This window comes from Burkholderia sp. Bp9142 (assembly GCF_003853415.1).
Lineage (GTDB): Bacteria > Pseudomonadota > Gammaproteobacteria > Burkholderiales > Burkholderiaceae > Burkholderia.
In genome coordinates, this window is sequence record NZ_QTPP01000004.1 from 44139 (window position 1) to 69814 (window position 25676).

Annotated in this window: 28 protein-coding genes and 1 pseudogene; 20 read left to right on the plus strand and 9 right to left on the minus strand. The window is 67.2% G+C overall.

The annotated features are described in order from the left end of the window. Positions 1–5: 5 nt before the first annotated feature. Both DIE22_RS05970 and DIE22_RS05980 read right to left on the minus strand, forming a co-directional pair. Positions 6–1739, minus strand: coding sequence for a ClcB-like voltage-gated chloride channel protein (locus DIE22_RS05970; RefSeq protein ID WP_221622408.1), 1734 nt, complete (start codon positions 1737–1739; stop codon positions 6–8). 115 nt (positions 1740–1854) lie between these two features. Continuing rightward, entirely contained in the window at positions 1855–2931 is a 1077-nt protein-coding gene (locus tag DIE22_RS05980) for a YeiH family protein (protein ID WP_124604711.1), read from the minus strand. Positions 2932–3042: 111 nt separating this feature from the next. Here DIE22_RS05980 and DIE22_RS05985 point away from each other — a divergent pair, with 111 nt between their 5' ends. The 8 genes from DIE22_RS05985 (at position 3043) to DIE22_RS06020 (ending at position 10832) form a co-directional block, all read left to right on the plus strand. After that, positions 3043–3936 carry a LysR family transcriptional regulator gene (locus DIE22_RS05985; protein WP_124604712.1) on the plus strand — a complete coding sequence of 298 codons (894 nt, stop codon included), beginning with the start codon at positions 3043–3045 and terminating at the stop codon, positions 3934–3936. A 162-nt stretch (positions 3937–4098) separates the two neighbouring features. Then, positions 4099–4863 (plus strand): sugar phosphate isomerase/epimerase, encoded by a 765-nt coding sequence (locus tag DIE22_RS05990; protein ID WP_124501398.1) that lies wholly within the window; start codon positions 4099–4101, stop codon positions 4861–4863. A 28-nt stretch (positions 4864–4891) separates the two neighbouring features. Next, entirely contained in the window at positions 4892–5884 is a 993-nt protein-coding gene (locus DIE22_RS05995; RefSeq protein ID WP_124604713.1) for a sugar kinase, read from the plus strand. 112 nt (positions 5885–5996) lie between these two features. Further along, positions 5997–7277 (plus strand): MFS transporter, encoded by a 1281-nt coding sequence (locus DIE22_RS06000; RefSeq protein WP_124501400.1) that lies wholly within the window; start codon positions 5997–5999, stop codon positions 7275–7277. 5 nt (positions 7278–7282) lie between these two features. After that, positions 7283–8248 carry an NAD(P)-dependent oxidoreductase gene (locus DIE22_RS06005; RefSeq protein ID WP_124604714.1) on the plus strand — a complete coding sequence of 322 codons (966 nt, stop codon included), beginning with the start codon at positions 7283–7285 and terminating at the stop codon, positions 8246–8248. A 322-nt stretch (positions 8249–8570) separates the two neighbouring features. Continuing rightward, on the plus strand, positions 8571–9614 hold the full coding sequence (locus DIE22_RS06010) for a LacI family DNA-binding transcriptional regulator (protein ID WP_124501402.1): 1044 nt from the start codon (positions 8571–8573) through the stop codon (positions 9612–9614). 54 nt (positions 9615–9668) lie between these two features. Further along, positions 9669–10457 carry a YhfC family intramembrane metalloprotease gene (locus DIE22_RS06015; RefSeq protein ID WP_124501403.1) on the plus strand — a complete coding sequence of 263 codons (789 nt, stop codon included), beginning with the start codon at positions 9669–9671 and terminating at the stop codon, positions 10455–10457. A gap of 12 nt (positions 10458–10469) precedes the next feature. After that, on the plus strand, positions 10470–10832 hold the full coding sequence (locus DIE22_RS06020; RefSeq protein WP_124501404.1) for a DUF3022 domain-containing protein: 363 nt from the start codon (positions 10470–10472) through the stop codon (positions 10830–10832). Between the two features lie 48 nt (positions 10833–10880). Here the strand turns inward: DIE22_RS06020 and DIE22_RS06025 are convergent, their stop codons facing one another. Both DIE22_RS06025 and DIE22_RS06030 read right to left on the minus strand, forming a co-directional pair. Further along, the gene (locus DIE22_RS06025) at positions 10881–11312 is read right to left on the minus strand and encodes a PGDYG domain-containing protein (protein WP_124604715.1); all 432 of its coding nucleotides are present in this window, start codon (positions 11310–11312) and stop codon (positions 10881–10883) included. A gap of 129 nt (positions 11313–11441) precedes the next feature. After that, positions 11442–11987: a Spy/CpxP family protein refolding chaperone gene (locus tag DIE22_RS06030; protein WP_124604716.1), complete on the minus strand. Its 546-nt coding sequence runs from the start codon at positions 11985–11987 to the stop codon at positions 11442–11444. A 335-nt stretch (positions 11988–12322) separates the two neighbouring features. Between DIE22_RS06030 and DIE22_RS06035 the strand changes: the two genes are divergently transcribed. Both DIE22_RS06035 and DIE22_RS06040 read left to right on the plus strand, forming a co-directional pair. After that, complete coding sequence (locus DIE22_RS06035; RefSeq protein WP_006755043.1) at positions 12323–12787, plus strand: Lrp/AsnC family transcriptional regulator; 465 nt, start codon at positions 12323–12325, stop codon at positions 12785–12787. 423 nt (positions 12788–13210) lie between these two features. Next, positions 13211–14311, plus strand: coding sequence for a saccharopine dehydrogenase family protein (locus tag DIE22_RS06040; protein ID WP_040144221.1), 1101 nt, complete (start codon positions 13211–13213; stop codon positions 14309–14311). Between the two features lie 113 nt (positions 14312–14424). Here the strand turns inward: DIE22_RS06040 and DIE22_RS06045 are convergent, their stop codons facing one another. Both DIE22_RS06045 and cydX read right to left on the minus strand, forming a co-directional pair. Then, the gene (locus tag DIE22_RS06045) at positions 14425–15042 is read right to left on the minus strand and encodes an ATP-binding protein (RefSeq protein WP_124604717.1); all 618 of its coding nucleotides are present in this window, start codon (positions 15040–15042) and stop codon (positions 14425–14427) included. Further along, positions 15039–15185, minus strand: a complete 147-nt coding sequence (gene cydX, locus DIE22_RS06050; protein ID WP_124501408.1) for a cytochrome bd-I oxidase subunit CydX — start codon at positions 15183–15185, stop codon at positions 15039–15041. The genes DIE22_RS06045 and cydX overlap by 4 nt, the downstream gene beginning before the upstream one ends. Before the next feature lie 179 nt (positions 15186–15364). On the opposite strand from cydX, the gene corA reads away from it, so the two are divergent. Then, positions 15365–16342, plus strand: a complete 978-nt coding sequence (gene corA / locus DIE22_RS06055; RefSeq protein ID WP_124501409.1) for a magnesium/cobalt transporter CorA — start codon at positions 15365–15367, stop codon at positions 16340–16342. 9 nt (positions 16343–16351) lie between these two features. Here the strand turns inward: corA and DIE22_RS06060 are convergent, their stop codons facing one another. Beyond that, a complete protein-coding gene (locus DIE22_RS06060) occupies positions 16352–16639 on the minus strand; it encodes a YciI-like protein (protein WP_124501410.1) in 288 nt (95 codons plus the stop codon). A gap of 547 nt (positions 16640–17186) precedes the next feature. Continuing rightward, positions 17187–17675 (minus strand): adenosine-specific kinase, encoded by a 489-nt coding sequence (locus tag DIE22_RS06065; protein ID WP_014896986.1) that lies wholly within the window; start codon positions 17673–17675, stop codon positions 17187–17189. A gap of 140 nt (positions 17676–17815) precedes the next feature. Between DIE22_RS06065 and DIE22_RS06070 the strand changes: the two genes are divergently transcribed. From DIE22_RS06070 to DIE22_RS06085, 4 genes and pseudogenes are all read left to right on the plus strand, one after another. Continuing rightward, the gene (locus tag DIE22_RS06070) at positions 17816–18802 is read left to right on the plus strand and encodes a cysteine synthase A (RefSeq protein ID WP_124501411.1); all 987 of its coding nucleotides are present in this window, start codon (positions 17816–17818) and stop codon (positions 18800–18802) included. 101 nt (positions 18803–18903) lie between these two features. Next, positions 18904–19392: an aminoacyl-tRNA deacylase gene (locus DIE22_RS06075; RefSeq protein WP_124501412.1), complete on the plus strand. Its 489-nt coding sequence runs from the start codon at positions 18904–18906 to the stop codon at positions 19390–19392. A gap of 321 nt (positions 19393–19713) precedes the next feature. Further along, a pseudogene (locus DIE22_RS06080) lies at positions 19714–19893 on the plus strand (helix-turn-helix domain-containing protein); the annotation flags it as partial. A gap of 871 nt (positions 19894–20764) precedes the next feature. Continuing rightward, complete coding sequence (locus tag DIE22_RS06085) at positions 20765–21472, plus strand: SDR family NAD(P)-dependent oxidoreductase (protein WP_124604718.1); 708 nt, start codon at positions 20765–20767, stop codon at positions 21470–21472. A 111-nt stretch (positions 21473–21583) separates the two neighbouring features. Here the strand turns inward: DIE22_RS06085 and DIE22_RS06090 are convergent, their stop codons facing one another. Next, the gene (locus DIE22_RS06090; RefSeq protein WP_124497616.1) at positions 21584–22516 is read right to left on the minus strand and encodes a LysR family transcriptional regulator; all 933 of its coding nucleotides are present in this window, start codon (positions 22514–22516) and stop codon (positions 21584–21586) included. 299 nt (positions 22517–22815) lie between these two features. On the opposite strand from DIE22_RS06090, the gene DIE22_RS06095 reads away from it, so the two are divergent. The 5 genes from DIE22_RS06095 (at position 22816) to DIE22_RS06115 (ending at position 25654) form a co-directional block, all read left to right on the plus strand. Continuing rightward, entirely contained in the window at positions 22816–23280 is a 465-nt protein-coding gene (locus tag DIE22_RS06095) for a RidA family protein (protein ID WP_124604719.1), read from the plus strand. A gap of 273 nt (positions 23281–23553) precedes the next feature. Further along, entirely contained in the window at positions 23554–23973 is a 420-nt protein-coding gene (locus DIE22_RS06100) for an organic hydroperoxide resistance protein (protein ID WP_124497614.1), read from the plus strand. A gap of 66 nt (positions 23974–24039) precedes the next feature. Beyond that, the gene (locus tag DIE22_RS06105; protein ID WP_124497613.1) at positions 24040–24366 is read left to right on the plus strand and encodes a DUF4148 domain-containing protein; all 327 of its coding nucleotides are present in this window, start codon (positions 24040–24042) and stop codon (positions 24364–24366) included. A gap of 73 nt (positions 24367–24439) precedes the next feature. Continuing rightward, entirely contained in the window at positions 24440–24769 is a 330-nt protein-coding gene (locus tag DIE22_RS06110) for a DUF4148 domain-containing protein (protein ID WP_124497612.1), read from the plus strand. A gap of 141 nt (positions 24770–24910) precedes the next feature. After that, positions 24911–25654 (plus strand): GNAT family N-acetyltransferase, encoded by a 744-nt coding sequence (locus tag DIE22_RS06115; protein ID WP_124604720.1) that lies wholly within the window; start codon positions 24911–24913, stop codon positions 25652–25654. The last annotated feature ends 22 nt before the right edge of the window (positions 25655–25676 follow it).

Consider the following 25676-nt stretch of genomic DNA (forward strand, 5'->3'; position numbering starts at 1 on the left):
GTGCGTCAGCGCTCACCCGTCATGCGCCGGTACGCGTCGAGCAGCGACGTCTTGTAGACGACGCCCGCGAGCGTCGGCTCGGTTTCGCTTTCGATCACCGGCAGCCGTTCGCCCTGGAACGCCATGAAGCGTTCGAGTGCGGTCGCGAGCGGCATGTCGGGCGTGAGCAGCGGAAACGGCGTATGTGCGTAGTGCGCGGCGGTCTTGTCGGTCGTGTCGCGCTTGTCGAGCAGGTCGGACGTGATGTCCTTCAATGCGACCGCGCCGCGGAAGCGCCCGGCGTCGTCGGTCACGTACAGATACTTCACCGGATATTCGAGAAACACGCGCGTCATGTCGGCCACGCTCGCGGTGAGCGGCACGACCGTCTGCGCGGGCTGGATCAGCTCCCGCATCTGGGTGGTGCGCAGCCGCAGCCGTTCCTGCGCGTCCTGGTGGTGGCGCAGCGTGATCTCGTACATCGACGTCGTGCCGGTCGCGCGTGCGACGAAATACGCGAACACGCACGACACCAGGAGCGGCAGCACGACCTGGTAGCTCAGTGTCATCTCGAAGATCATCAGGATCGCCATCAGCGGCGCCTGCGTGGCGCCGGCCATGAACGCGCCCATCCCGACCATCGCATACGCGAAGTACGCGGACGTATGGCCGGGCCACAGCGCGTTCATCGCGAGCCCGAACAGCGAGCCGAACACGGCGCCGACGAACAGCGTCGGCGTGAACACGCCGCCGACCGCGCCCGAGCCGGCCGTCGCGGCCGTCGCGATCACCTTGAACACCAGCACCGCGACGAGCGCCTGCCAGGTCCACGGCGAGTGCAGGATGTGGTTCACGACGCTGTAGCCGTTGCCCCATACGTCCGGAATCCACACCGAGATCACGCCGACCACGAGGCCGCCCAGCGCGAGCCGCACCGGCAGCGGCACGGGCAACCGCTTGAACTGGTTCTTCGACGCATCGAGCAGGTGCAGGAACTGCGGCGCGAGCACGCCGCACAGCGCACCGAGCACGACGAACAGCAGCACCTCGGGGCCCGTCACGGCCGGGAACACCGGCATCTCGTACGGCGGCCGGTAGCCGGCGAATTCCCGCATCACGATGTTGGCGACGACGGATGCGACGACCATCGGCCCGAAGCTTTCCATCGCGATCGCGCCGAGCACGATTTCGGATACGAAGAACGCGCCGGCGATCGGCGCGTTGTACGCGGACGTAATGCCGGCCGCCGCGCCGCATGCGACGAGCAGGCGCAGGCGCGGCGGGTCGAAGTGCACGAAGCGGCCGACCAGCGACGCGGCGAGCGCCGCGAGCTGCACCATCGGGCCTTCGCGGCCGATCGAGCCGCCGCTGCCGATCGTCAGCAGCGACGACACGCTGCGCCACAGGCTCTGGCGCACCGGCACGACGCCATCGCCGAGCGCGACGGCTTCCATGTAGTCGGTCTTGCCGGATTTCCTGTCGCCGCGCGTCGCGAGCAGCAGCACGCAGCCGGCCAGGAAGCCGCCCGCGGCCGGCATCCAGAAGCGCACGTACCACGGCAGGCTTCTCGCCATCTGCACGAAGCTGCCGCTGTGCCCGGAGATCAGGTGCTGCATCAGGTCGATGCCTTCGCGGAATGCGATGGTGGCGAAGGCGCCGCCGACGCCGACGATGGCCGACCAGATCAGCATCGTATGGGCGTCCGACAGGCGGAACAGCGTCTGGGCGCGAGTGCGCAGCTTCAGCAGGAACGAGAGCACGGCTGAAAGAGGGTGATGAAGAGGACGAAGGAAAACGACGCGAAGCATAGCACTGCGCCGCGCCCGCGGGACCTTCCCGTCGGGCGCGGCGCGTGTCGCGGCGTGGACGTGCGGCTCAGCCAAGCCAGTGCTGCACCGCCCAGGTGATCCCGTAACCGCCGGCGATCAGCCATACATACAGGATCAGGCCGGTGGTCAGCGCGCGCGGGCCGGCCTCGCGGATCTGCGACACGCGGGTCTCGATGCCGAGCGCGGTCATCGCCATCGTCAGCGCGAAGGTGTCGAGCACGTTCAGCGTATGCGTGACGTCGGCGGGCAGCACGTTCAGCGAATTGACGATCACGAAGCCAAGGAAACCGAGCGCGAACCACGGCACGGCCACCTTGCGCTTGCCGTGCACGCCGTCGGCGGCGGCATTGGCCGAGCGTGCCGAGCGGGCGAGCCACCAGCCGAGCGCGAGCAGCACCGGCACCAGCAGCATCACGCGGGTCATCTTCACGATGGTCGCGACGTGCGCGACCTCCGGGCTGATGTCGCTCGCCGCGCCGACCACCTGCGCGACCTCGTGAATCGTGCCGCCGAAGAACAGGCCGAGGCCGGCCGGGTCGAGATTCAGCAGACCGGCGTGATACGCGAGCGGGTACAGGAACATCGACAGCGTGCCGAACAGCACCACGCTGCCCACGGCCATTGCGCTCTGGTGCGGCTTCGACTGCAGCGTCGACTCGAACGCGAGCACGGCGGCCGCGCCGCAGATCGCGCTGCCGGCGGCGGTCAGCAGTGCCGCATCGCGATCGAGCTTCATCACCTTCATGCCGACCCAGGTGCCGATCGCGAGCGTGCTGATCACGACCAGCACCGATACCGTCAGGCCCGGCAGGCCGACCTGCGCGATTTCCTGCAGGCTCACGCGCAGGCCGAAGAACGCGACCGCGATGCGCAGCAGCTTGCGCGCGGAGAAGTTGACGCCGGCCGCCCAGCTCGCGGGCATGCCGTCGCGCAGCGCGTTGCCGTACAGCGCGCCCGCGACGATGCCGACGATCAGCGGCGACAGGCCGAGCCCGGCGATCGCCGGCAGTTGCGACAGGCTCGTGACGGCGGCGGCGAACAGCGCGACGAACAGCACGCCGTTCAATTGGCCGCGCATCGACGGCGCGGCGTGGCTGAGAGGGGGAGTCGGGGCAGTGGACATGGGGCACCGTGATGAAGCAGGTTGCGATGCCTTAATCCTAATTTGGTTATATCGATATGAAAAATTGTGATTTGTGACGTAAACTATCCGGAAAGCCGATAATTCAACCCCATGACCCCGGATCAACTGATAACGTTCGCGGCCGTCGCCGAACATCTGAACATCAGCCACGCTGCCGTGGCGCTGCATCTGTCGCAGCCGGCCGTGTCGGGCCAGCTGCGCCTGCTGCAGGACGAATTCGGCGAGCCGCTGTACCAGCGTGACGGCCGCGGCATCCGCCTGACGCCGGTCGGCGAACAGCTCGCGCAGTACGCGAACGCGCAGCGCGACACGTTCGCGCAGGCGCGCGCGTTTCGCGACGCGGTGCGCGGGCTCGACGCCGGCACGCTGCGGATCGGCGCGAGCACGACGCCGGCAAGCTACCTGCTGCCGTACCTGATCGCGGCGTTCCAGCCGCGCGCGCCGCGGGTGGCGATCCAGACGATGAGCGGCAATACGGCCGACGTGGTCGCCGCGCTGGCGTCGCTCGACATCGCGATGATCGAGGGGCCGCCCGGCGAGGCGCTGCCGCCCGGCACCGCGGTGCATGCGTGGCACGAGGACGAGATCATCGCGGTCGTGCCGGCCGGACATCCGCTCGCCGCGCCCGGCTATGACGCCGGCGTGACGCTCGACGCACTCGCCGCGCATCCGCTCGTGCTGCGCGAGGCGGGCTCCGGCGTGCGGCAGCTCGTCGAACGCGCGTTCGCGCACGGCGGCGCGCCGATGCGCGTCGCGTTCGAGATCGCGGGCGTCGAGGCCGTGAAGGAGGCCGTGCGCGCAGGGATGGGCGTCGGGTTCGTGTCCGCGATGTCGTTGCGCCACGAGGATGCGGCGCTCGTGCCGCGCTCGCTGGCGCCCGCGCCGCTCACGCGCCATTTCTCGATCCTGGTGCCGCACGGCGCCGCGCCGTCGCGCGTGGCCGCGCAGTTTCTCGACCTGAGCCTCACGCACCACGCCGGATAAGCGGCGCAAGCCGCTGCGGGAGCGCGCCGGATGCACGTGCACGGGCGCGTATTCACGCGGCGACCGGCCTTAGGGATTTCCTCTATGGCGGGCACAAGGCGCGAAGCGCACCATCCGTCTCAAGTAAATGGAACCGGTTCCATTCCGGTAAAAAGGGCAGACATGGCAGACATCGTGATCGTGGCGAGCGCATTCGGGATGGACCGCGTGCGCCAGGAGGGCCACCGCGCATTCATCGCGACCGCGGCGGCGTCCGGCGCGACCGGCTTCGAGGTGCGGCGCGAGCTGTTCGCATCGGAAGAAGACGCGGCGCCCGGCGCGTTGGCCGAGCTCGGCACGGCACTCGCCGCGCACGGGCTGTGGTCGGTCTATTCGACGCCGGCCACGTTGTACACGGAAGCAGGCGCGCTCGACGCCGATGCGCTGCGCGACACGCTCGCGCAAGCCGACGCGCTTGGCGCGCGCTTCGTCAAGTTCCAGCTCGGCGGTTTTGCCGGCGACGCGCATGCGGCCGAGATCGTCGCGCTGTCGCGCGGCGCGCGTGCCCGCGTGGTGGTCGAGAACGGCCAGTTGGCGGTGGGCGGCGCGCTCGCGCAGTTCCGCGGGCTGTTCGATGCGCTGACCGAGGCGGGCATGCCGGATGCGCTCGGCATGACGTTCGACATCGGCAACTGGCAGTGGCCGGGCGAAGCGCCGCTCGCGTGCGCGCACGCACTCGCGCCGCACGTGGAATACATTCATTGCAAGGCAGTCGAGGGCGAGGGCGCGCGCCGTTTCGCGGTGGCGCCGGCGCCGGGCGATCTGCTCGTCACGGACGTGCTCGCGGCCCTGCCGCAAGCGGCGCCGCGCGGCATCGAGTTTCCGTTCGATGCGGCCGATCCGGCGGGCGATGCCGGCCGGCGCGTCGCGTGGCTCGCCGCCGCGTGACGCCGGAAGGATACGGAGGAGTTCATTCATGAAAGCAGCACTCGATGTCGTGACCTACGGCGAAGCGATGGCGATGTTCGTTGCCGCCGAGCCCGGCCACCTCGCGCACGCCGCGCAATTCACGAAACGGATCGCGGGCGCGGACCTGAACGTCGCGATCGGCCTGTCGCGGCTCGGCTTCCGGGTCGGCTGGATGAGCCGGGTCGGCCGCGATTCGTTCGGCGGCTACGTGCTCGACACGCTTGCGCGCGAAGGCATCGACGCGTCGTGCGTGACCGTCGATCCGCGTTACCCGACCGGCTTCCAGCTGAAGTCGCGCAACGACGACGGCAGCGACCCGACCGTCGAATATTTCCGCAAGGGCTCGGCCGCGAGCCACCTGTCGTGCGACGACTACGTGGCCGACTACGTGCTCGGCGCGCGGCACCTGCACCTGACGGGGGTCGCGCCGGCGATCTCCGCGACGTCGTGCGAACTCGCGTTCCGGCTGGCGCGCGAGATGCGCGCGGCCGGCAAGACGATCTCGTTCGACCCGAACCTGCGCCCGACGCTGTGGCCGTCCGCCGACGTGATGGCGAAGACGCTGAATGCGCTGGCGACGCTCGCCGACTGGGTGCTGCCGGGTCTCGCCGAAGGGCGGCAGCTTACCGGGCATGACACGCCGGCCGACATCGCGGGCTTCTACCTGGCACAAGGCGCGCGCGGCGTGGTGATCAAGCTGGGCGCCGAAGGCGCGTATTTCCGCACGGCCGACGGCCGCGAGGGCACCGTCGCGGGCGAGCGCGTCGCGAACGTGGTCGACACGGTCGGCGCCGGCGACGGCTTCGCGGTCGGCGTGGTCAGCGCGCTGCTGGAAGGCCGGTCCGTCGAGCAGGCGGTCGCGCGCGGCAACCGTATCGGGGCGCTCGCGATCCAGGTGATCGGCGATTCGGAAGGCCTGCCGACCCGTGCGGCACTCGATCAGCTCGAAAACGTCAGCAATCGCACCGATCGCTTAGAGGAAAGCGTCACCGCGCAATGAGAGGCCGGACACGGCACAATCCGCGGACCCATTTCGTGCTTCGCGCACGGTTTTGCATGAGGCCGGACGGCGCAACGATTCGTCGATGCCGGTCTACCAAGGAGACACTTTGATGGCAGCCAATCTCGCAGCACGACGCTGGTGGACGATCATGCCGATCGTGTTCATCACCTACAGCCTCGCCTACCTCGACCGCGCGAACTACGGGTTCGCGGCCGCGGCCGGCATCAACCAGGACCTCGGGATCAGCAAGGGCCTGTCGTCGCTGATCGGCGCGCTGTTCTTCCTCGGCTATTTCTTCTTCCAGATTCCGGGCGCGATCTATGCGGAGCGCCGCAGCGTCAAGAAGCTCGTGTTCGCCAGCCTCGTGCTGTGGGGCGCCTGCGCGGCGCTCACGGGCGTGGTCGCCAACATCCCGTCGCTGATGGTGATCCGCTTCATGCTCGGCGTGGTCGAAGCGGCCGTGATGCCGGCGATGCTGATCTACATCAGCAACTGGTTCACGAAGAACGAGCGCTCACGCGCGAACACGTTCCTGATCCTCGGCAACCCGGTCACCGTGCTGTGGATGTCGATCGTGTCGGGCTATCTGGTCCACGAGTTCGGCTGGCGCCACATGTTCATCGCCGAAGGCGTGCCGGCCATCATCTGGGCCGTGTGCTGGTGGTTCCTCGTGCAGGACAAGCCGGCCGATTCGCCGTGGCTCACCGCGCAGGAAAAGCGCGACCTCGACGCCGCGCTCGCGGCCGAACAGGCGGCGATCAAGCCCGTGCGCAACTACGGCGAGGCGTTCCGCTCGCCGGCCGTGATCAAGCTGTGCGCGCAGTACTTCTGCTGGAGCATCGGCGTGTACGGCTTCGTGCTGTGGCTGCCGTCGATCGTCAAGAACGGTTCCGAGCTCGGGATGGTCGCGACCGGCTGGCTGTCGGCGCTGCCGTATCTCGCGGCGACGATCGCGATGCTCGCCGCGTCGTGGGCGTCCGACAAGGTCGGCTCGCGCCGCGGCTTCGTGTGGCCGTTCCTGCTGGTCGGCGCGGCCGCGTTCGCCGCATCGTATGCGCTCGGCTCGTCGCACTTCTGGATCTCGTATGCGCTGCTCGTCGTCGCGGGCGCCGCGATGTACGCACCGTACGGCCCGTTCTTCGCGATCGTCCCGGAATTGCTGCCGAAGAACGTCGCCGGCGGCGCGATGGCGCTGATCAACAGCATGGGCGCGCTCGGCTCGTTCGTCGGCTCGTATTTCGTCGGCTACCTGAACGGGGCGACCGGGTCGCCCGTCGCGTCGTATGCGTTCATGAGCGCCGCGCTCGTCGCCGCGGTGATCCTCACGCTGTCCGTCAAACCCCAGGCGCGCGATGCGCACTCGCTCGCGGCGCCGCTGCAAGGAAAATGAGAACGATGAAGCCTCGTATCGTCGCGTACAAGCCGCTGCCCGATGACGTCCTCGCGTACCTGCGCGAGCATGCGGACGTCGTGCAGGCCGACGGCGCCGACGCGCTCGCCGATGCCCTCGGCGACGCCCATGGCGCGATCGGCGCGAGCCTGAAGGTCGCGCCGCGGATGCTCGATCGCGCGCCGCGGCTGAAGGCCTGGTCGACGATCTCGGTCGGCTACGACAACTTCGACGTCGCGGACTTCACGCGGCGCGGGATCGTGCTCGCGCATACGCCCGACGTGCTGACCGAATCGACCGCCGACACCGTGTTCTCGCTGATCCTTGCGTCCGCGCGGCGCGTGGTCGAGCTGGCGGAGTGGGTGAAGGCCGGCCACTGGCATCGCAGCATCGGCCCCGATCTGTACGGCACCGACGTGCAGGGCAAGACGCTCGGCATCGTCGGGCTCGGGCGGATCGGCGGCGCGGTCGCGCGCCGCGCGGCGCTCGGTTTCCGGATGCAGGTGCTGTACACGAACCGCTCCGCGCATGCCGAAGCCGAGAGGCAGTACGGCGCGCGCCGCGTGACGCTCGACGAGCTGCTCGCGCAGTCGGATTTCGTGTGCCTGCAGGTGCCGCTGTCGCCGCAAACGCATCACCTGATCGGCGCGGCCGAATTCGCGAAGATGAAGCGCGGCGCGATCCTGATCAACGCATCGCGCGGGCCGGTGGTCGACGAGGCCGCGCTGATCGACGCGCTGCGCGCGGGCACGATCCGCGGCGCGGGGCTCGACGTGTTCGAGCAGGAGCCGTTGCCGGCGGATTCGGCGCTGCTGCGGATGAACAACGTTGTCGCGCTGCCGCATATCGGCTCGGCGACGCACGAGACGCGCCATGCGATGGCGCGCTGCGCCGCGGAAAACCTGGTCGGCGCGCTGGCCGGCACGCTGCGCACGAACCTCGTCAACCCCGACGCGCTTGCGCGCGCCTGAGGGGCGACGGCCGGCCGGCGGGGCTGCCGGCGCCGTTAGAGTCGATGGTCTTGGTGCGGGAGGGCAGGCTGCGTTATGATCGCCCGCTCGTCGCATCGACGACCCGGCCACGCGGCCGGCGGCGTCCGGCGGCGGGCATCCGTGCCAGGTCCGGTGCGGCCGATCGCCGTCCGTTTCAGGTGACCGGGGCGGGCGCGAACGCGCCGGTTTCGGTCGACCGCGAAGCATGGGGGCAGCGGCGTCCGCCCGGTGGCTTTCGTATCCAACAACAAAGGTCCGTCCGCATACGAAGCGGCGCGGATCGTACGTCGCGAGGCACGACTTGAGCGATTCGCACCCTTCCACGCAGCGTCCGGCGACGATCAGCGACGTCGCGCGCGAAGCCGGCACGGGCAAGACCAGTGTTTCGCGCTATCTGAACGGCGAGACGCACGTGCTGTCCGCCGATCTGCGCCAGCGGATCGAGGCGGCGATCGCGCGCCTCAACTACCGGCCGAATCAGATGGCGCGCGGGCTGAAGCGCGGCCGCAACCGGCTGCTCGGCATGCTCGCGGCCGACCTGACCAATCCGTATACCGTCGAAGTGCTGCAGGGTGTCGAGGCGGCGTGTCACGCGCTCGGCTACATGCCGCTCATCTGTCACGCGGCGAATGAAGTCGAGATGGAACGGCGCTTCCTGCAGCTGCTCACGACCTACCGGGTCGAAGGTCTGATCGTCAACGCGCTCGGCGCCGAGGAAGACGTGCTGCGCCCGCTGCGCGGCGGCGACATCCCGGCCGTGCTCGTCGACCGGACGGTCGAGGGTTTCGAGGCCGACCTGATCGGGCTCGACAACACCGATGCGATCGAGACGGCGCTCGCGCACCTGATCGCGCGCGGTTTCGATGCGATCCATTTCGTCGTGCAGCCGTTCGAGCGCGTCAGCTCGCGGCGCCTGCGCGAGGCTGCGTTCCGCGCGGCCCTCGACGCGCGCGGGCTGCCGGTGCCGCCGACGGTCGTGCTCGATCTGAACGCACCCGCCGCGGCAGCCGCGGCGCTCGCCGACCTCGACGCGCGCATCGACGACGCAACGCGGCGCGGCGTGCGTGCGGCGCTGTTCGCCGCGAACGCGCCGGTTGCGCTCGCGATCGCGCGCCACCTGCGCGCGCGTTTCGGCGCCGCATGGCAGGAAAAGGCCGCGCTGCTGTCGATCGACGATCCGGAGTGGGCCGAACTGATCGGCATCACGACGATCCGCCAGCCGACCTACGAGATCGGCTACAAGGCTGTCGAATTCGTGCACGAGCGCATCGACGGTGCGGCCGGCGACGTGCGCGTCGCGATGCTGCGCGGCGAGCTGATTGCGCGCGCGTCGACCGCAAGCTGAGTATCATTCGGGGCACGCAGCGCGTCAGGTGCGCTGCCCCGAACAAGGAAATTCATGACTGTCGCCCCCGTCACGCTGGCGGTGCTGATCGCCGCCACGCTGATCATCGCGCTACTGCCGTTCGTTCTCTTCCGTACCCTGCGCAAGCCGCTTGCGCTCGACCGCCGCGACACGATCGTCGGCGTCGCCGTCTTCACGCTGTTCGCGATGATCGTCGAACGCGCCTTCCATGGCCTCGTGCTGAGCCAGACGCCTGCCGGCGGCTGGCTCACGCAGCCGCTCGCGTTCGTCGCGTACAGCGCGCTCGCGACTGCCGTGTTCGAGGAAATCGGCCGCTATCTCGGGATGCGCTTCCTGAACCGCCGCTACGGCGCGTCGGCCGGCGACGGGCGCGGCATCGGCTACGGGATCGGCCATGCCGGTGCCGAAGCCTGGTTCGTCGGCGTGCTCGTATGGGGCCAGTGGTCGTATCTCGCGTGGCTCGCGAGCCGCGGGCAGCTCGAGACGCAGCTCGCGGACCTGCCCGGCGATACCGTCGTGCGGCTGCACGTGATGCTGGCGACGCTGTCGGCACAGTCGATCCTGCTGTTGCTGCTCGAGCGCTGCGCGGCGTTCGTGGTGCAGCTCGCGCTGTCGGTGCTGGTCTGGCGCGGCGTGCGCGCCGGCCGCGCGGGTGCGCTGCCGCTCGCGATCGTGCTGCATGCGCTGGCTGCCGCGCCGGCGCTGCTGTACCAGGTGCGCGTGCTGCCGGCCGGGTCGCTCGAGGCCGTGTATTTCGTGCTGGCCGCGATCCTGGTCGCCGTGCTGGTGAAGACGTGCCGGTCGCCGCACGCGGCGGCCTGACGGGAGGGCGGAATGGACGACTATCTGATCGAATGCCGGAGCGCCGAATTCGACGCGCTCGCGCGCGTGATCTGCGATCTCTTTCCGGAGCAGACGCGCTTTGCCGAAAGCAGCGACGAACGCGGCCGGTTTCTGTCCGTGCACTGGCTCGCGATGCGCTTCGGCTCGGCGCCGAAGCGGATGACGCTCGACATCCGCATCGTGCCGGCGGCGCTCGCGCGCTATCTGGCGCTCAGGCCGATGCAGCGCGCCCGCAGCCATGCGGTGCTGCATGCGTACACGGAAGCGATGCTGGGCTCGCTCGAGGAGCGGCACGCGGCCGGCGAGGCCGTCGAGCGCGACGCGGAACTCGAACTCGACGAAGACTTCGCTTGAGCGCTCACGCGCGCGCCGGCGCGACGCCGGCGTATAGCGCGTTACGTGTTACGCGTCGCGGTAGACCTGTGCGAAACGCTGCGCCTGCACGACACCGTAGTCGCCGGGCGCATACTGCATCACCCAGTCGCCGGCGACGCCGCGCAGCGTGTCGCCGTTTTCCGAGCGGGCGATCGTGAACGGCTCGTCCATGCGGCGGGCGAGCACGACGGCCGGCCGGTTCCGGTACGCGCCCGGCGTGCCGTGCGCGAGCGCCGGATCGGCAGGCAGGTACTTCGCGTCGAAGCGCGCGCGCGACACGACCCAGCGGTCGCCGGTCGAGCCGATGATCAGCGCGTCGCCCGCGACGTAGCGGTTCGGGCCTTCGAGGCTCATCAGTTCGCCGTCGGCATCCGCGAAGGCGACCGTGACGGTTTCGTCCTTGACGACGCGACGGGCCTGCGGGTCGGTACGCAGATCGATGTGCTTGAGTTCGAGCATGGTGGGGGAAGTGCGGGAAAAGCCGGGAGCTTATCCCGAAATCGGCGCGCCGTGTGACGCGCCGGTTTCCCGCGGGAAGCGCGACGCCGTTTGGCCCTTGCGGGCCGTGCGGCGCCGGCATGGCGGACGTCAGGGTTGGGCGGGCGTGCTGGCAGCCGGCGCGGCGGCTGCCTTGCCTTCCTTGCTCTTGGCGTTGCCCTTGCCGCGGTGTTCGCCGCCGTGGTGCAGCCAGCTGCGGAACGTCGTGTCGGCGAGCGCCTTCTGGTCGGCCGGGAAGCGCTCGTAGAGCGGCGCGAATGCGTCGGCGAGCTTCTTCGCGCCGTCCGCGTTCGCCTGCGCGAGTTCCGCGTACTGTTTCATGTCGTCGACCGCGGACACGTTGTGGCTTTCCATCCGGGTGCGATAGAGGCGGCCCATCGTGTCGCCGTTCTCGCGCATCGTGTCGGCGAACGTTTTCCATTGAGGTTCCTGCGCCGACGTGATCTTCAACTGGTCGTGCAGGTACTTGATGCGCTGCTCGATGCGTGCTTCGTGGCGTGCCGCACGCTGCTCGGCGCTTGGCGCCGACGCGGCCGTCGTCGGCGCCGGTGCGGGCGTCTGCGGTTGCGGCGGGGTTTGCGCGAATGCGCTGGCCGCAACGGCGAGCGTAGCGAGGGTGAGCGAGATCTTCTTCATGGTTGGCTCTCCGGGGTGGTGTCGTGCGAGCGGGCGCGGCGGCCAGTGCCGCGAGCGCGCATCTCGCGTCGCACATTATTAGTAGCACGTTGCGTACAGCGCGGCAGCGAAAGCGACACTTGCTTACATCCGATACGAATCGAAATTGAAAGGGACATGGCGGGCGGAGGGCGGTAGCGTTCGATCGGCACGCCGGGCGCCGCATGCGCGCGAGGAGGGTGGTGCCCACGCGTGAGCCCGTGACGGCGCGCGATGCCGTTTGGGCGCACCGGCGTTCGGCGCTATCATCGCGTCACGTTCCATTTCGCCGGCGCGCTGCACGCCGGCCCAGCCTCATGCGTCCACCTCGCCTCGACCAACTCGACGACCTCGACCGGCAACTCGTTGCGCTGTTGCAAGCGGATGCGCGCGCAAGCGTCGCCGATCTCGCGCGGCAGCTCGACGTCGCACGCACGACAGTCGTCGCGCGCATCGCGCGGCTCGAGCGCACGAACGTGATCGCCGGGTACAGCGTGCGGCTCGGGCAGGACGTGCTCGATGCGAGCATTTACGCGTACGTTGGCATCATCCTCACGCCGAAATTCGGCAAGGACGTGCTGCGCAGGCTCGACCGGATGCCCGAAGTGCAACTGCTGTGCGCGGTGAGCGGCGAATACGACTATGTCGCGTGGCTGCGTGCCGATTCGCCGGAGCGGCTCAACGACCTGCTCGACCAGATCGGCACGCTCGAAGGCGTCGAGCGCACGACGACGTCGATCATTCTGTCGCGCAAGATCGATCGCGGCACGATCGGCGGATGACGCGTCGCGCGGCGTTTTCCTTCCTTTCCTTCCTTACCTTCCTTACCTTCCTTTGACGACCGCCGCCGGCGCTAGCCGCTGGGTGGGGCGTTGCCTCGCGCATCGCCACGTCGGCGTCGCCGTCGCAGTCGCCGTGTCGAGTGCCTGCCGGGCGTGCACGACGATTCCCGCGCGTGCACATGTCCTGTCTTGTTCGTTCCCTCTTGCCCGTCCAATCGCGTCCGTGGCGGCCCGTTTGCGGCGCGTCATATACGCGATTTTTAGATGATTTGGTCGTTATGACGAAATGTATCGTCATTTCGTCGAATTTATCGGTTGTTTCGCATCACTCTTCGTCTTGGAACTGATTTTGCGCGTCCCTAAACTGTGTTCATGGCTCGACGCCGTACACCAACACCAAACCCATCATCAGGAGATAAGCGCATGAAAATCGCCATCGTCGGCGCAGGTCTGATCGGCCACACCATTGCTCACATGCTGCGTGAAACGGGCGACTACGAAGTCGTCGCCTTCGACCGCGATGCGGATGCGCTCGCCAAGCTGTCGCGTGAAGGCATCGCGACGCAACGCGTCGATTCGGCCGACGCCAATGCGATCCGTGAAGCCGTGAAGGGCTTCGATGCGCTCGTCAACGCGCTGCCGTACTACCTCGCGGTCAACGTCGCCGCCGCGGCGAAGGCGGCCGGCGTCCATTACTTCGACCTGACCGAAGACGTGCGCGCCACCCACGCGATCCGCGAACTGGCCGACGGTTCGGACCGTGCGTTCATGCCGCAGTGCGGCCTCGCGCCGGGCTTCATCGGCATCGCCGCCCACGAGCTCGTGAACGGCTTCAGCGAAGTGCGCGACGTGAAGATGCGTGTCGGCGCGCTGCCCGAGTATCCGACCAACGCGCTGAAGTACAACCTGACGTGGAGCGTCGACGGCCTGATCAACGAATACTGCCAGCCGTGCGAAGCGATCCGCGACGGCCGCAAGCAGTGGGTGCAGCCGCTCGAAGGCCTCGAGCACTTCTCGCTCGACGGCACCGAATACGAAGCATTCAACACGTCGGGCGGCCTGGGCACGCTGTGCGAGACGCTGTCGGGCAAGGTCGAGACGCTCGACTACAAGTCGGTGCGCTATCCGGGCCACCGCGAACTCGTGCAGTTCCTGCTCGAGGACCTGCGCCTGTCGAGCGACCGCGACACGCTGAAGTCGATCATGCGCCGCGCGGTGCCGTCGACGAAGCAGGACGTCGTGCTGGTGTTCGTCACGGTGACGGGCGTGAAGGACGGCCAGCTCGTGCAGGACGTGTTCACGCGCAAGATTTTCGCAAAGGACGTGTGCGGGATGCACATGAGCGCGATCCAGATCACGACGGCCGGTGCGATGTGCGCGGTGCTGGATCTGTTCCGCGAGAAGAAGCTGCCGCAGAGCGGTTTCATCCCGCAGGAGAAGGTGTCGCTGAAGGCGTTCCTCGCGAACCGCTTCGGCAAGCTGTACGAAGGCGGCACGATGGAGCGCGTGCACGAAGTCGCCTGACCGCACGCCGGTCTCTGGCACGAGGGCCGTACGACGCCGGGAGCGCAACAGCGCTTCCGGCGTTGTTTCTTGAAGCGTGCCGAAGCGGGGAAGAGCGGGGCGGTGCGTGCCGCTCAGGCGGGCAGCGGCGGGACCATCGTTGCCTGCGGCGCCGGCGGAGCGATGCGGTACAGCAGCGCATCGATGTCCGCGTCGGACGGCGCGGTGTTGTCGAACATCACGATGCCGTCGCATTCGTGGCCGGTCGGCACGAAGCGGCGTTGCCGGTATTCGTCCCAGTGCCCGAGCTTGTACGCATCGTTCGGATTGCCGCGCGCCACGATCCGCTGGTGCGCGACGTCTTCCGCCGTATGAACCCAGACGACCGTCAGTGTGACGTCCGGCCCGATGCCGAGCCACGCGCGGTCGAGGATGCGCCGGTCACGCACTTCGCGCGACAGCGGGCCGACCACGAGCGCGCCGATGCCGAGCGCGAGGTTCTCGCGGGCCGTGTCGAGCAGGCCCTGGTATTCGGGATCGCGCAGATGCTTCAGGTAGAGCGGGCTGTCGCGGTCGTTCGGATCGGAGGTGAGGGCGCCCATCGCGGCCGAGCTGTAGCGGCCGTAGAGCGTGTCCTTGTCGAGCAGGCAGAAGGCCTCGCCGGTCGCGCGCATCAGCGGCCCGATCAGCCGCTTCGCGAGCGTGGTCTTGCCGGTGCCCGCATGACCGCAGAAGAACACCAGGTGCGTCACGAATATCGGCTCCCCGAGCCCGTGCGCGACGTGTCGGCGCGCTTGTCGTCGCGCGAGAACACTTCCGCCTCCAGCCACATCGCGTTGATGATGCCGAAGCCGAGCGCCACGCCGATGCCGAGTATCCACGAGAAATACCACATGGGTCTGTCTCCTTGACGATTGGGCCGCACGGCCATGCCGTGCGTCTGTCGAAGCGATGCCGTGCGCGTGCCGCGGCGCATGCAGTCCGATCATGACCAATATCGGCGCGCCGCGCAAGCCGGGCCGCAGGCGCGGCAAACCGGTAAACTGATACGAAAACGGCAACATCACGGACACCATGCTGATCAACTGTGCTGCATACCAGGACGGCCGCAAGCTGGCCGACATCGATATCGACGCCATCAGCGACTACGTGTCGAAGCCCGAATGTTTCGTGTGGGTCGCGCTGAAGGATCCGACGCTGGGCGAGATCGACCTGATGGGAGAGGAATTCGGGCTGCACGAACTCGCGCTCGAGGATGCCCGCAAGGGGCATCAGCGCCCGAAGATCGAGGAGTACGGCGATTCGCTGTTCGCGGTGCTGCATACGGTCGAGCTCGATGGGGACCTTGAATTCAAGGTCGGCGAGCTGAACGTGTTCGTCGGCCCGAACTACGTGCTGTCGATCCGCAACCATACCGAGCAGGACTTCCGCGCGGTGCGCAAGCGATGCGAGCACGAACCGCATCTGCTGCGGGAAGGGTCGGCGTTCGTGTTCTATGCGTTGATGGACCAGGTCGTCGATCGCTATTTTCCGATCCTCGAGACGCTCGGCAACGAGCTCGAGGAACTCGAGGATCGCATCTTCACGAAGGCCACGCCCGCGTCGTCGCGCGCGATCATCGAGGATCTCTATTCGCTGAAACGCCGGCTCGTGATGCTGCACCAGCACACGGCGCCGCTGATCGAGCCGCTCGCGAAGCTCACCGGCGGCCGCATTCCGCAGGTTTGCAGCGGGATGGAGCATTACTTTCGCGACGTGTACGACCACCTGCAGCGGATCGTGAAGACGATCGAAGGGCGGCGCGAGATGGTCGTGACCGCGATCCAGGTCAATCTCGGAATGATCTCGCTCGCGGAAAACGAGGTGACCAAGCGGCTCGGCTCGTTCGCCGCGCTGTTCGCGATACCGACGATGATCGCCGGCATCTACGGAATGAACTTCGCGAACATGCCCGAACTGCACCTCAAGTACGGCTTCTACGGCTGCATCGCGGTGATGGTCGCGGCCGATCTCGCGTTGTGGTGGCGCTTCAAGCGGGCGGGGTGGCTGTAGCCTCGACGCCTAGTGCGGGGCGTGCTTGCCGACCACGACGCGCCACGGCCGCACGCGCCACGACTTGACGAGCCCGTTCTGCACGTACGGATCGGCGCGCGCGAACGATTCGGCGGCTTCCGGCGAATCGCCTTCGAACACGAGCACGGCCTGGTCGGCCGGATCCTGCAACGCGCCGGCGAGCACGAGCTCGCCGCGTTCGGTTGCCGCCCGCGCGAGGGCAAGATGCTCGGCGCGGTACTGGTCGCGCCGGGACAGGTAATCGTCGACGAGTTCGTAGATCAGCTGGTAATGCATACGTTGCTCCGGGAAGAGTCGACGGCCGCGTCCGATGCGTCGGTGCGACCGTCGGTCTGCAGCGGCCAGTAGCGGCCAGTATAGGACAGCCGGGCGGCAGCGGCGCGACGCAAACGGGAGCGTATCTTCGTTCTCTTAAATGCAACTAACGGTCTAGCTTTCCTGCACCCGGAAATCCCGGCCGCGGCCGGGCCTTTGATGCAGCGGAGTCTGCAGGACAGGGCTCCGGCAGAAGAGACGCGATCATGACTGTCCGCCTCGCCGGTCCGCGCCATTGCCGCGCGGTCTTATGCAGTGGCTTTCGAATTCGTCCGAGAAAGCGCGGCGAAAGTCGTTCGCGGGAACCCGGTCGCCATTGGCGCAGGGATGCGCGTGCAAACCACTAGCGACCCGGCGCGCGCACGTTGCCGGATGCGCGGTCCGATCCGCCGCTGACGCGGGCGCACCGCACCCGGCGGCGGGTCACGGTCAGGCCGCCGCGTCTTACGCATGAACCGGCCGCAGCCGGAGGGCGGCATGCGTCTGGCGCCGGACCGGCGGCCCGCGTCTACGCCTTATATCCGATCGTGCGCAGCAGATCCTTGCGCCAGCGCACGTCGTCGTCGTTCTCGATGCCGAGCGGCGGAAAGCCGTCGACGACGCCGACGATTCCGCGTCCTTGCGCGGTTTCCGCGACGATCACGTCGGTCGGGTTCGCGGTCGCGCAATAGATCCGGCAGACCTCCGGGACGGCCTTGATCGCATTGAGCACGTTGACCGGATAGAAACCGTCGCCGAGGAACACGATGAAGGCGTGACCGGCGCCGATCGCGCTGGCATTGCGGCACGCGAGTTCGACGAGTTCCGCATCGGTGCCGGAACGGCGCACGAGCCGCTTGCCCGATGCCTCGCAGAACGCGAGCCCGAAACGGATGCCAGGCACGGCGCCGACCAGCGTCTCGTGGATGTCCTCGACGGACTTGATGAAATGCGACTGGCCGAGAATGAAATTCACGGCCTCGGGCTTGTCGACGGCGACGGTTTGCAATTGCAGCATGGCGGACCTCGTCTGGCGATGCGGCGCGGGCGCCGCAATGGGCTCTCCAAGCTTAGTACGCGGCAGCCGGTGCTGATAGCCGCGGCGCGTCCTATCCTTCGTTGTGTATGGCGCGCGAGCGCGAATGCAAAGGGGGGGACATGGACGTGCGACAAGGCTTCGTCGACTGCGTGGGGCGCACACCGCTGATCCGGCTGGCGAAGCTCAGCGCGGAAACGGGCTGCGAGATCCTGGGTAAGGCGGAGTTCATGAATCCGGGCGGATCGGTGAAGGATCGCGCGGCGCTCTACATCATCCGCGACGCCGAGCAGCGCGGCGCGCTGAAGCCGGGCGGCACCGTCGTCGAGGGCACGGCGGGCAATACGGGCATTGGTCTTGCGCATATCTGCGCCGCGCGCGGCTATCGCTGCGTGATTGTGATTCCCGACACGCAATCGCCGGACAAGATGGCGATCCTGCGCACGCTCGGCGCCGACGTGCGCCCGGTGCCGGCGGCGCCGTACCGCGACCCGAACAACTATCAGAAGATTGCAGGGCGGCTTGCGGACGAACTCGACAACGCGGTATGGGCCAACCAGTTTGACAACGTCGTCAACCGGCAGGCGCACTACGAGACGACCGGGCCGGAAATCTGGCGCGACACGGCGGGCACGGTCGATGCGTTCGTCTGCGCGACCGGCACGGGCGGCACGCTGGCGGGCGTGAGCCGCTACCTGAAGGAGCAGAATCCGGAGGTCCGGATCGTGCTGGCCGATCCCCACGGCAGCGGGCTCTACAGTTACGTGAAGACGGGCGACCTCGGCACCGAAGGCAACTCGATCACCGAAGGCATCGGCTCGACGCGTGTCACCGCGAATCTCGCCGGCGCGCCGATCGACGACGCCGTGCGGATCGATGATCCACTGTGCGTGAAGATGGTCTACCGGCTACTGCGCGAGGAGGGGCTGTATGTCGGCGGATCGAGCGGCATCAACGTCGCGGCGGCGGTCTGGCTGGCGCGCCGGATGGGCCCGGGGCACACGATCGTGACCTTGCTGTGCGATCGCGGCGACATCTATCGAGCGCGGCTTTTCAACCGCGAATGGCTGCGCGAAAAGGGGTTGGAACCGGAGTTGGAGCCCGAATGAGGAAGGGGCGAAGCGGCGATTTCCATCGGGCCGAATGCGACCTATGCTGAACGAATCCGGAGCGATCTTCGTTCGCCCGATTTGCCCAGACGAGGTGTGCCATGCCTATGTCAGCCACCCTGCAGGATTGCCTGCGTCAGAAGTCATCGCGGTACGAAGTCGTGTACCACCCGTATAGCCATACCAGCATGGAGACGGCCGCCGCCGCGCATATCCCCGGCGATCGCCTCGCGAAAACCGTGCTGCTCGAGGACGACGAAGGCTACGTCGCCGCCGTGTTGCCGACGTCGCACGCGGTGCGGCTGTCGGACCTCTGGGTCAAGACCGGCCGCCATCTCGTGCTCGCCAGGGAAATCGAACTGCGCGAACTGTTCAAGGATTGCGACCTGGGCGCGTTGCCGCCGGTATGCATGGCGTACGGCATGAAGACGTTCCTCGAGGAACATCTCGCGCAGCAGCCGGAGGTATATTTCGAGGCCGGCGACCACGAAGCGCTGATCCACATGATGCAGGACGAATTCCTGTCGCTGATGGAGACGGCCGAGCGCGCGCATTTCTCGCACAAGATGCAGGGGATGTGGTTGTCCTGATCGTCGTGTTGCGGGCAGTTTGCGGTGGATGGAGACGGCGTCTGGCGGGCGGCCGTCAGGGGCATTGCGTGTCGGCGAATTGGCCGAGGCCGGGTTTGCGCTGGAAACGACGGCTGCGGGCGACCGGTGAGGCGGAATTCCGGTGGCGTCTGGTAGGGATTTTAGTGGTGTTTCCAGATAAATTTCTAATTTGACATAATGGAATTTATCGAAGTTAAGTTTGTAGTAGCTTTTTAGAAATGTCGTGTTCTAGCCATTTAGAAATGTCGCGTTTGGACCTCGGTAAGCTTGCCGGCTCCCCGTCAGATCATGGAGCCGGCGATGCACCGAACAGCACTGGTGACATTGAACATGCGAGAACTCGACCGTCTGAAGGTAATCCAGGCTGTAGTGGATTTGGGCCTGAGGCCTGGCCGCGCGGCCGAACGGCTCGGGCTGACGACACGACAGATTCGCCGGCTGGTCGCCCGGTTGCGTGAGCACGGCTTGGCAGGATTTGTGTGACGACGCAAGCCGGTGGCGGTCTACCGCGACAAGGCATGCTCGAAACGTGTTCCAGCTCGTGGTCGCGCGCAATCGCGTAAAGCAAATCCGCGCACGCGGTTGCGCTCCGGGCGTCCGGGGCAAGCGAGTCGACAACGGCAAGCGCCACGTCCCAGAACGCCTCCCAACGGTCGTACTCGCATTCCCGTTCGGCGCTTCGCTGGTGGGCCGGGTATAGCGCCGCCCATTCCCCCTGAATTTTTCGGCCGGAGCAAGCATCTGGCATGAATGGATCGGCATCGTCCGGCGCGGGCGATATCGGATCGCATCTGCGGATCCGGGCAGATTTGCGCCAGTTTGGGTCGCGTTACGAGTGCCGGATAGCGCACCGAGCATGCGCATCCGGCGGTAGCCCTGCCCTGATCCGCTTTTCGGAGCCATCCGATGATGCGTGTGAAGGTTCGGTCAGACGCGTTTTCAGACTCGAGACTTTGTGCAAACAATGAAGCTATTGTGATAAGAAAAGTTATCCGGATAGCATCGACAAACGAACGAAGTGCCCAATGTGTCACGAGCAAACCAGCACGCAGCGTTCGCAGCATTTGACCGCGCAAACGTCCGGATTCACGACGATTCCGATTCGACGCGCGTCATCGCACCATTGCCGGCTCGTTGGCGGTCACGTCGAGTCACCTCCACCCACACCGCTGCTGCACCGATCGCCGCCGCGGCCGTCCCCGCACTTCCCCGCATTTGTTCCTGCGACGCAAGACTGTTGGTCCACGGTGGGTGTTCGAACTCCGGCCCGGCGCGCCTAGAGTCTGGTCCATCGGATTCATCGATCCGGTCGGCACTGAAGCCGAAAACCAGTCACCTGTCGAGGCATCTCATGAGCACTTCCAAAGTCATCATCGTCACCGGCGCATCGCAAGGCATCGGTGCTGAAACGGTCAACGCATTCCGCGCACTGGGCCATCGGGTGGTCGCGACGTCCCGTTCGATCGGGCCGTCGGACGATCCCGATCTCGTCACCATCGCGGGCGACATCGGCGAGCCGCCGGTCGCGCGGCGTGTGGTCGACACCGCCATCGAGCGCTTCGGCCGGGTCGACACGCTCGTCAACAACGCCGGCATCTTCATCGCGAAGCCGTTCACGCAGTACACGGCGGACGACTATGCGGCCATCACCCGCGTGAACCTGGACGGCTTCTTCCACGTCACGCAGCGCGCGATCGCGGCGATGCAGCGGCACGGCAGCGGACACGTGGTCAGCATCACGACGAGCCTCGTCGACCACGCGAACAGCAACGTACCGTCGGTGCTCGCATCGCTGACGAAAGGCGGCCTCAATGCGGCGACGAAGTCGCTCGCGATCGAGTATGCGAAGGCCGGCATCCGCGTGAACGCCGTGTCGCCCGGCATCATCAAGTCGCCGATGCATGCACCCGACACGCATGCGATGCTCGCATCGCTGCATCCGGTCGGCCGGATGGGCGAGATGAGCGACATCGTCGGCGCGATCCTGTATCTCGATTCAGCGCCGTTCGTCACCGGCGAGATCCTGCATGTGGACGGCGGCCAGAGCGCCGGGCACTGAGCGCAAGGTAGCGAGAACGCGCCGGCGCGGATGGCGCGAGGCGGCCCGCCAGCGGCGCAGCCGTGCCGTTCGCGCCCCTCCCCACCCCGTTGCCGGTGTGACCGGACGCGGCTAGCGCGCCCGCTTGCCAGGCGCCTGCTCCAGATGTTCGATGAGAAAGTCGACGAAGACGCGTACACGCGACGACAGATAGCGTGCATGCGGATACAGCAGCACGAACGGCCGCGACCGCCCGCCCTGGCCGGACAGCACCTCCGTGAGCGTGCCCTCCCGCAGGTCCCGTTCGACGATGAAGCGATAGGTCTGGAACAGGCCCGCGCCGCTGCGTGCGAGCGTGACGCCGGCGAGGACGTCGCCCGATGCGCCGTAGCCGCCGGTCGTCGCGATTTCGATTTCCGCCGCGCCGTCGTCGAACAGCCACGGAATCGGCCGGCCGCTGCTCGGGAGCTCGAACTGGATGCATTCGTGCGCGTGCAGATCGTCGATGGCGCGCGGCACGCCGGCGCGCTTCAGGTAGCCGGGCGTCGCGACGACGACGAGTTCGGCGTCCTCCAGCGTGCGCGCGACGAGGCTCGAATCCGCCGGCGCACGGCCGCGGATCGCAAGATCGAAGCCCTCCTCGGCGAAGTCGATGTTGCGGTTGCTCAGATGCGTGTCGACGCGTACGTCCGGGTATCGCTCGCGAAACGCGGGCAGCAGCGGCAGCACGCGATAGTGTCCGTAAGGCGTCGGCATGCTGATGCGCAGCACGCCCGCCGGGGTTGCCTGCTGGCCCGTTGCTTCGCGCTCCGCATCGACGAGCTGCGACAGCGCATCACGGCATTGCTCGAAGTAGCGCCGCCCGGAATCGGTCAGGCGGATCTGGCGCGTCGTCCGTACGAACAGGCGGACACCGAGACGCTCCTCGAGCCGCGCGACCGACCGGCTGACCGCGGCCGGCGTAACGCTCGCCGCGGTCGCGGCGAGCGTGAAGCTGCCGAGTTCGGCTGCCAGGCAGAACAGCTCGATGCTGCCGAGCAGGAGGTCGTCGAATTTTCGTTGCATGAGGGGGCTCCTGCCGTGTCCGGCGCTTCCATCGCCGGACGTCGAGGCAACGAGTGTGCATGAATCCCGGGCGGGAAACCAGCGAGCCGGCGAGCTCGGCAGGCACCACCGGGCGGCGGCGCCTGCATGCGTTCGCGTCGTTTCGTGCCGCGCGCGATTCGTTACATCGTGTGTCGAATCAATTGCGCGAACGATATTTACCGGCCCTGACCGCCTCACTAGAGTGACTCACGGAAGTTCTGGCGAGCGGCGCTTTCGCGCTGCGGCCGACCCATCAACCATCCCAGAAGGAGAACACGATGACGATCGAACAGAAGCTGGCCGAACTCGGCTTCACGCTACCCGAACCGCCGCAACCGCTCGGCAGCTATACCGCCGTCAGCGAAGCCGGCAACCTGTTGTTCGTGTCCGGGCAACTGCCGCTTGCCGACGGCAAGGTGGCCTATACGGGCCGCGTCGGCGAACAACTGAACGTCGATGACGGTCGGCACGCGGCGCAGCTCGCGGCGCTGAACGTGCTCGCGCAGATCAACCGGCACCTGGGCGGGTTCGACCGCCTGCATCACATCGTGCGGGTCGAGGGCCACGTCGCGTCGGCCGACGGCTTCTACGGCCAGCCGGCCGTGATCGACGGTGCCTCCGACCTGTTCGCCGCCGTGCTGGGCGACAAGGCGGGACACGCGCGCTCGGCCTTTTCCCAGCGCCAGTTGCCGGCCGACGCGGCCGTGATCCTGGTCGTGATCGCCGAAATTCGAGCGGCGTAACCGGGTTGCCGCCGCCGAGACAACGCCCCTTCCGGCGGGCGTCTGCCCTGCCCGCCGTGAAATTTCCGCTCGCGCGCCGTCTTTTCAATATAAGGGATGCATCGCCGTCGGGCCTTGTCCCGCAAGGCCCGACACGATCCGGATACATTGAAATACAAAATATCGCATGCGATTTAATCGAATCCGCTTGACGGCGCTCGACGTCTCGACGAAACTGCATCGCATGCGATCGAATCGCACCTGAGAAAACCTTCCAACCTGACGGAGTGAACGATGAGCAAGATCGAAAAAGTGCTGTACACGGGCAAGACGCACACGACTTCCGGTGGCCGCGACGGCGCGGCGCGCAGTTCCGACGGCCGCCTCGACATCCAGCTGTCGTCGCCGGGCAGCGCCGGCACCGGCACCAACCCGGAACAACTGTTCGCAGCCGGCTGGTCGGCCTGCTTCATCGGCGCGATGCAGCTTGCAGCGCGCGCGGCGAAGGTGACGCTGCCGGCCGACCTCGCGGTCGACACCGAAGTGGACCTGGGCATCGGCGGCAACGCGTACTTCCTGCAGGCCCGCTTGAACGTAAGCGTGCCCGGGCTCGATCGTGACGTCGTGCAGCACATCGTCGACACCGCGCATCAGACCTGCCCGTACTCGAAGGCGACGCGCGGCAACATCGACGTCGAGATCCGCATCGTCTGAGCATTGCATCGGGCGGCCAGGCGCCGCTCTCACGAATGTCCTGCCATTTTCTTGTCGAGGTGAATGATGAAAACCCAATTGATCGCTGCCGTTCTCGTCGCCGTATCCGCTGCCGTTGCCGCGCCGGCCTTTGCCAATGACGCCGTCGTGACCCGTGCACAAGTGCGTGCCGAACTCTTCCAGCTGCAGCAAGCCGGCTATGTGCCGGGCCGTGCGAACGATCCGCACTATCCGGACGACCTGCAGGCGGCGCTGACCCGTATCCACGCGAACGACACCGTCGCGGCCGATGCGTCGGCGTCCGGTTATGGCAGCGACACTGCAGCCGCCACGCAGTCGGGCAGCCGTTCCGTCACGCGTGTCGCCGAGCGCTCGATCTACTTCGGCCATTGAACGAAACCGAGTTCGGCGCCGATTGCCGGCGTGCCGCGCACAACCCTGGACGCACTCTTTTCTACCGAGGTGAATGATGAAGTCCCAACTGATTGCAGCCCTGCTCGTCGCCGTGTCGGCTGCCGTTGCCGCGCCGGCCTTCGCGACCGAAAGCACCGTGACGCGTGCGCAGGTGCGGGCGGAGCTGGCCGCGCTCCAGCAGGCCGGCTATCTGCCGAATCGCCCGAACGATCCGGCCTATCCGGACAACCTGCAGGCAGCGCTGAAGCGGGTTCGCGACAACGACACGACGGCGACCGACACGCAGGCAGCCGGTTATGGCGGCAACGCCGACGGCGCGGCGCAATCCGGCAGTCGCAGCGCGATTCGCACGGCCGAGCGCTCGATCTATTTCGGTCATTGAATGTCGCGACGAAATCGGCGATACCGCCAGTCAAATAAAGCGCATGCGATGTAATCGCATGCGCTTTTTGTTCGTCTGCGACATGTGCGGGCGATCGCGTCTATGCTGTGCGACGGACGGCCTTCAATCCAGGAGCAGGCGATGCGGGAAGCAACGACGGGACGCGAAGCAGTCGGATCGCATCCGCTCGACAATGTCGTATGGAATGCGCTCGCCGGCGAGCAGCAGCGTTTCGCACTCGGCGACGAGCGTGCGCGGCGGTTCCCTCCCACGCTCGCGCCGTTTGCCGGCATGGCCGACCGCAGTCCGGTCGCTCTGGACGCGTTGCGCGAACTGGTCGACGCGCACGGACCGGCGGCTCTGGTCACGCCGGACGAGATCACGACGCCGACCGGTTTTTCCGTGGTGCGGCGCGCGATGCTGCATCAAATGATCTGGCGAGGCGCACTCGACGACGCGCATCCTTTGGCGCCTGTCCGGCTGACCGAAGCCGACGTGCCGGAGATGCTCGAGCTGATCACGGCGACGGAACCGGGCCCGTTCGGCCCGCGCACCGTCGAGTTCGGTGGTTATATCGGTTTCCGGAGGCAGGGCCGGCTCGTGGCGATGGCCGGTGAGCGGATGAGAGCCGGCGGCCATGCCGAGATCAGCGCCGTGTGCGTGGATCCCGCGTTTCGGGGCCAGGGCCTCGCAGCCGGACTGATCCGGTCATTGATCGCGGCGATCCGCGCGCGGGAAGAAACGCCGTTCCTGCACGTGCTCACGTCGAATCACATCGCGATCGAGCGCTATCGGGCACTCGGCTTCACGACGCGTCGCGACATGCATTTGCTGGTGCTGGGGCGCGCGGAGACCGGGACGGGCCAGCCGCAGAGCCGGTCGTAACGGACCGGGCGCAGCGGTGCGC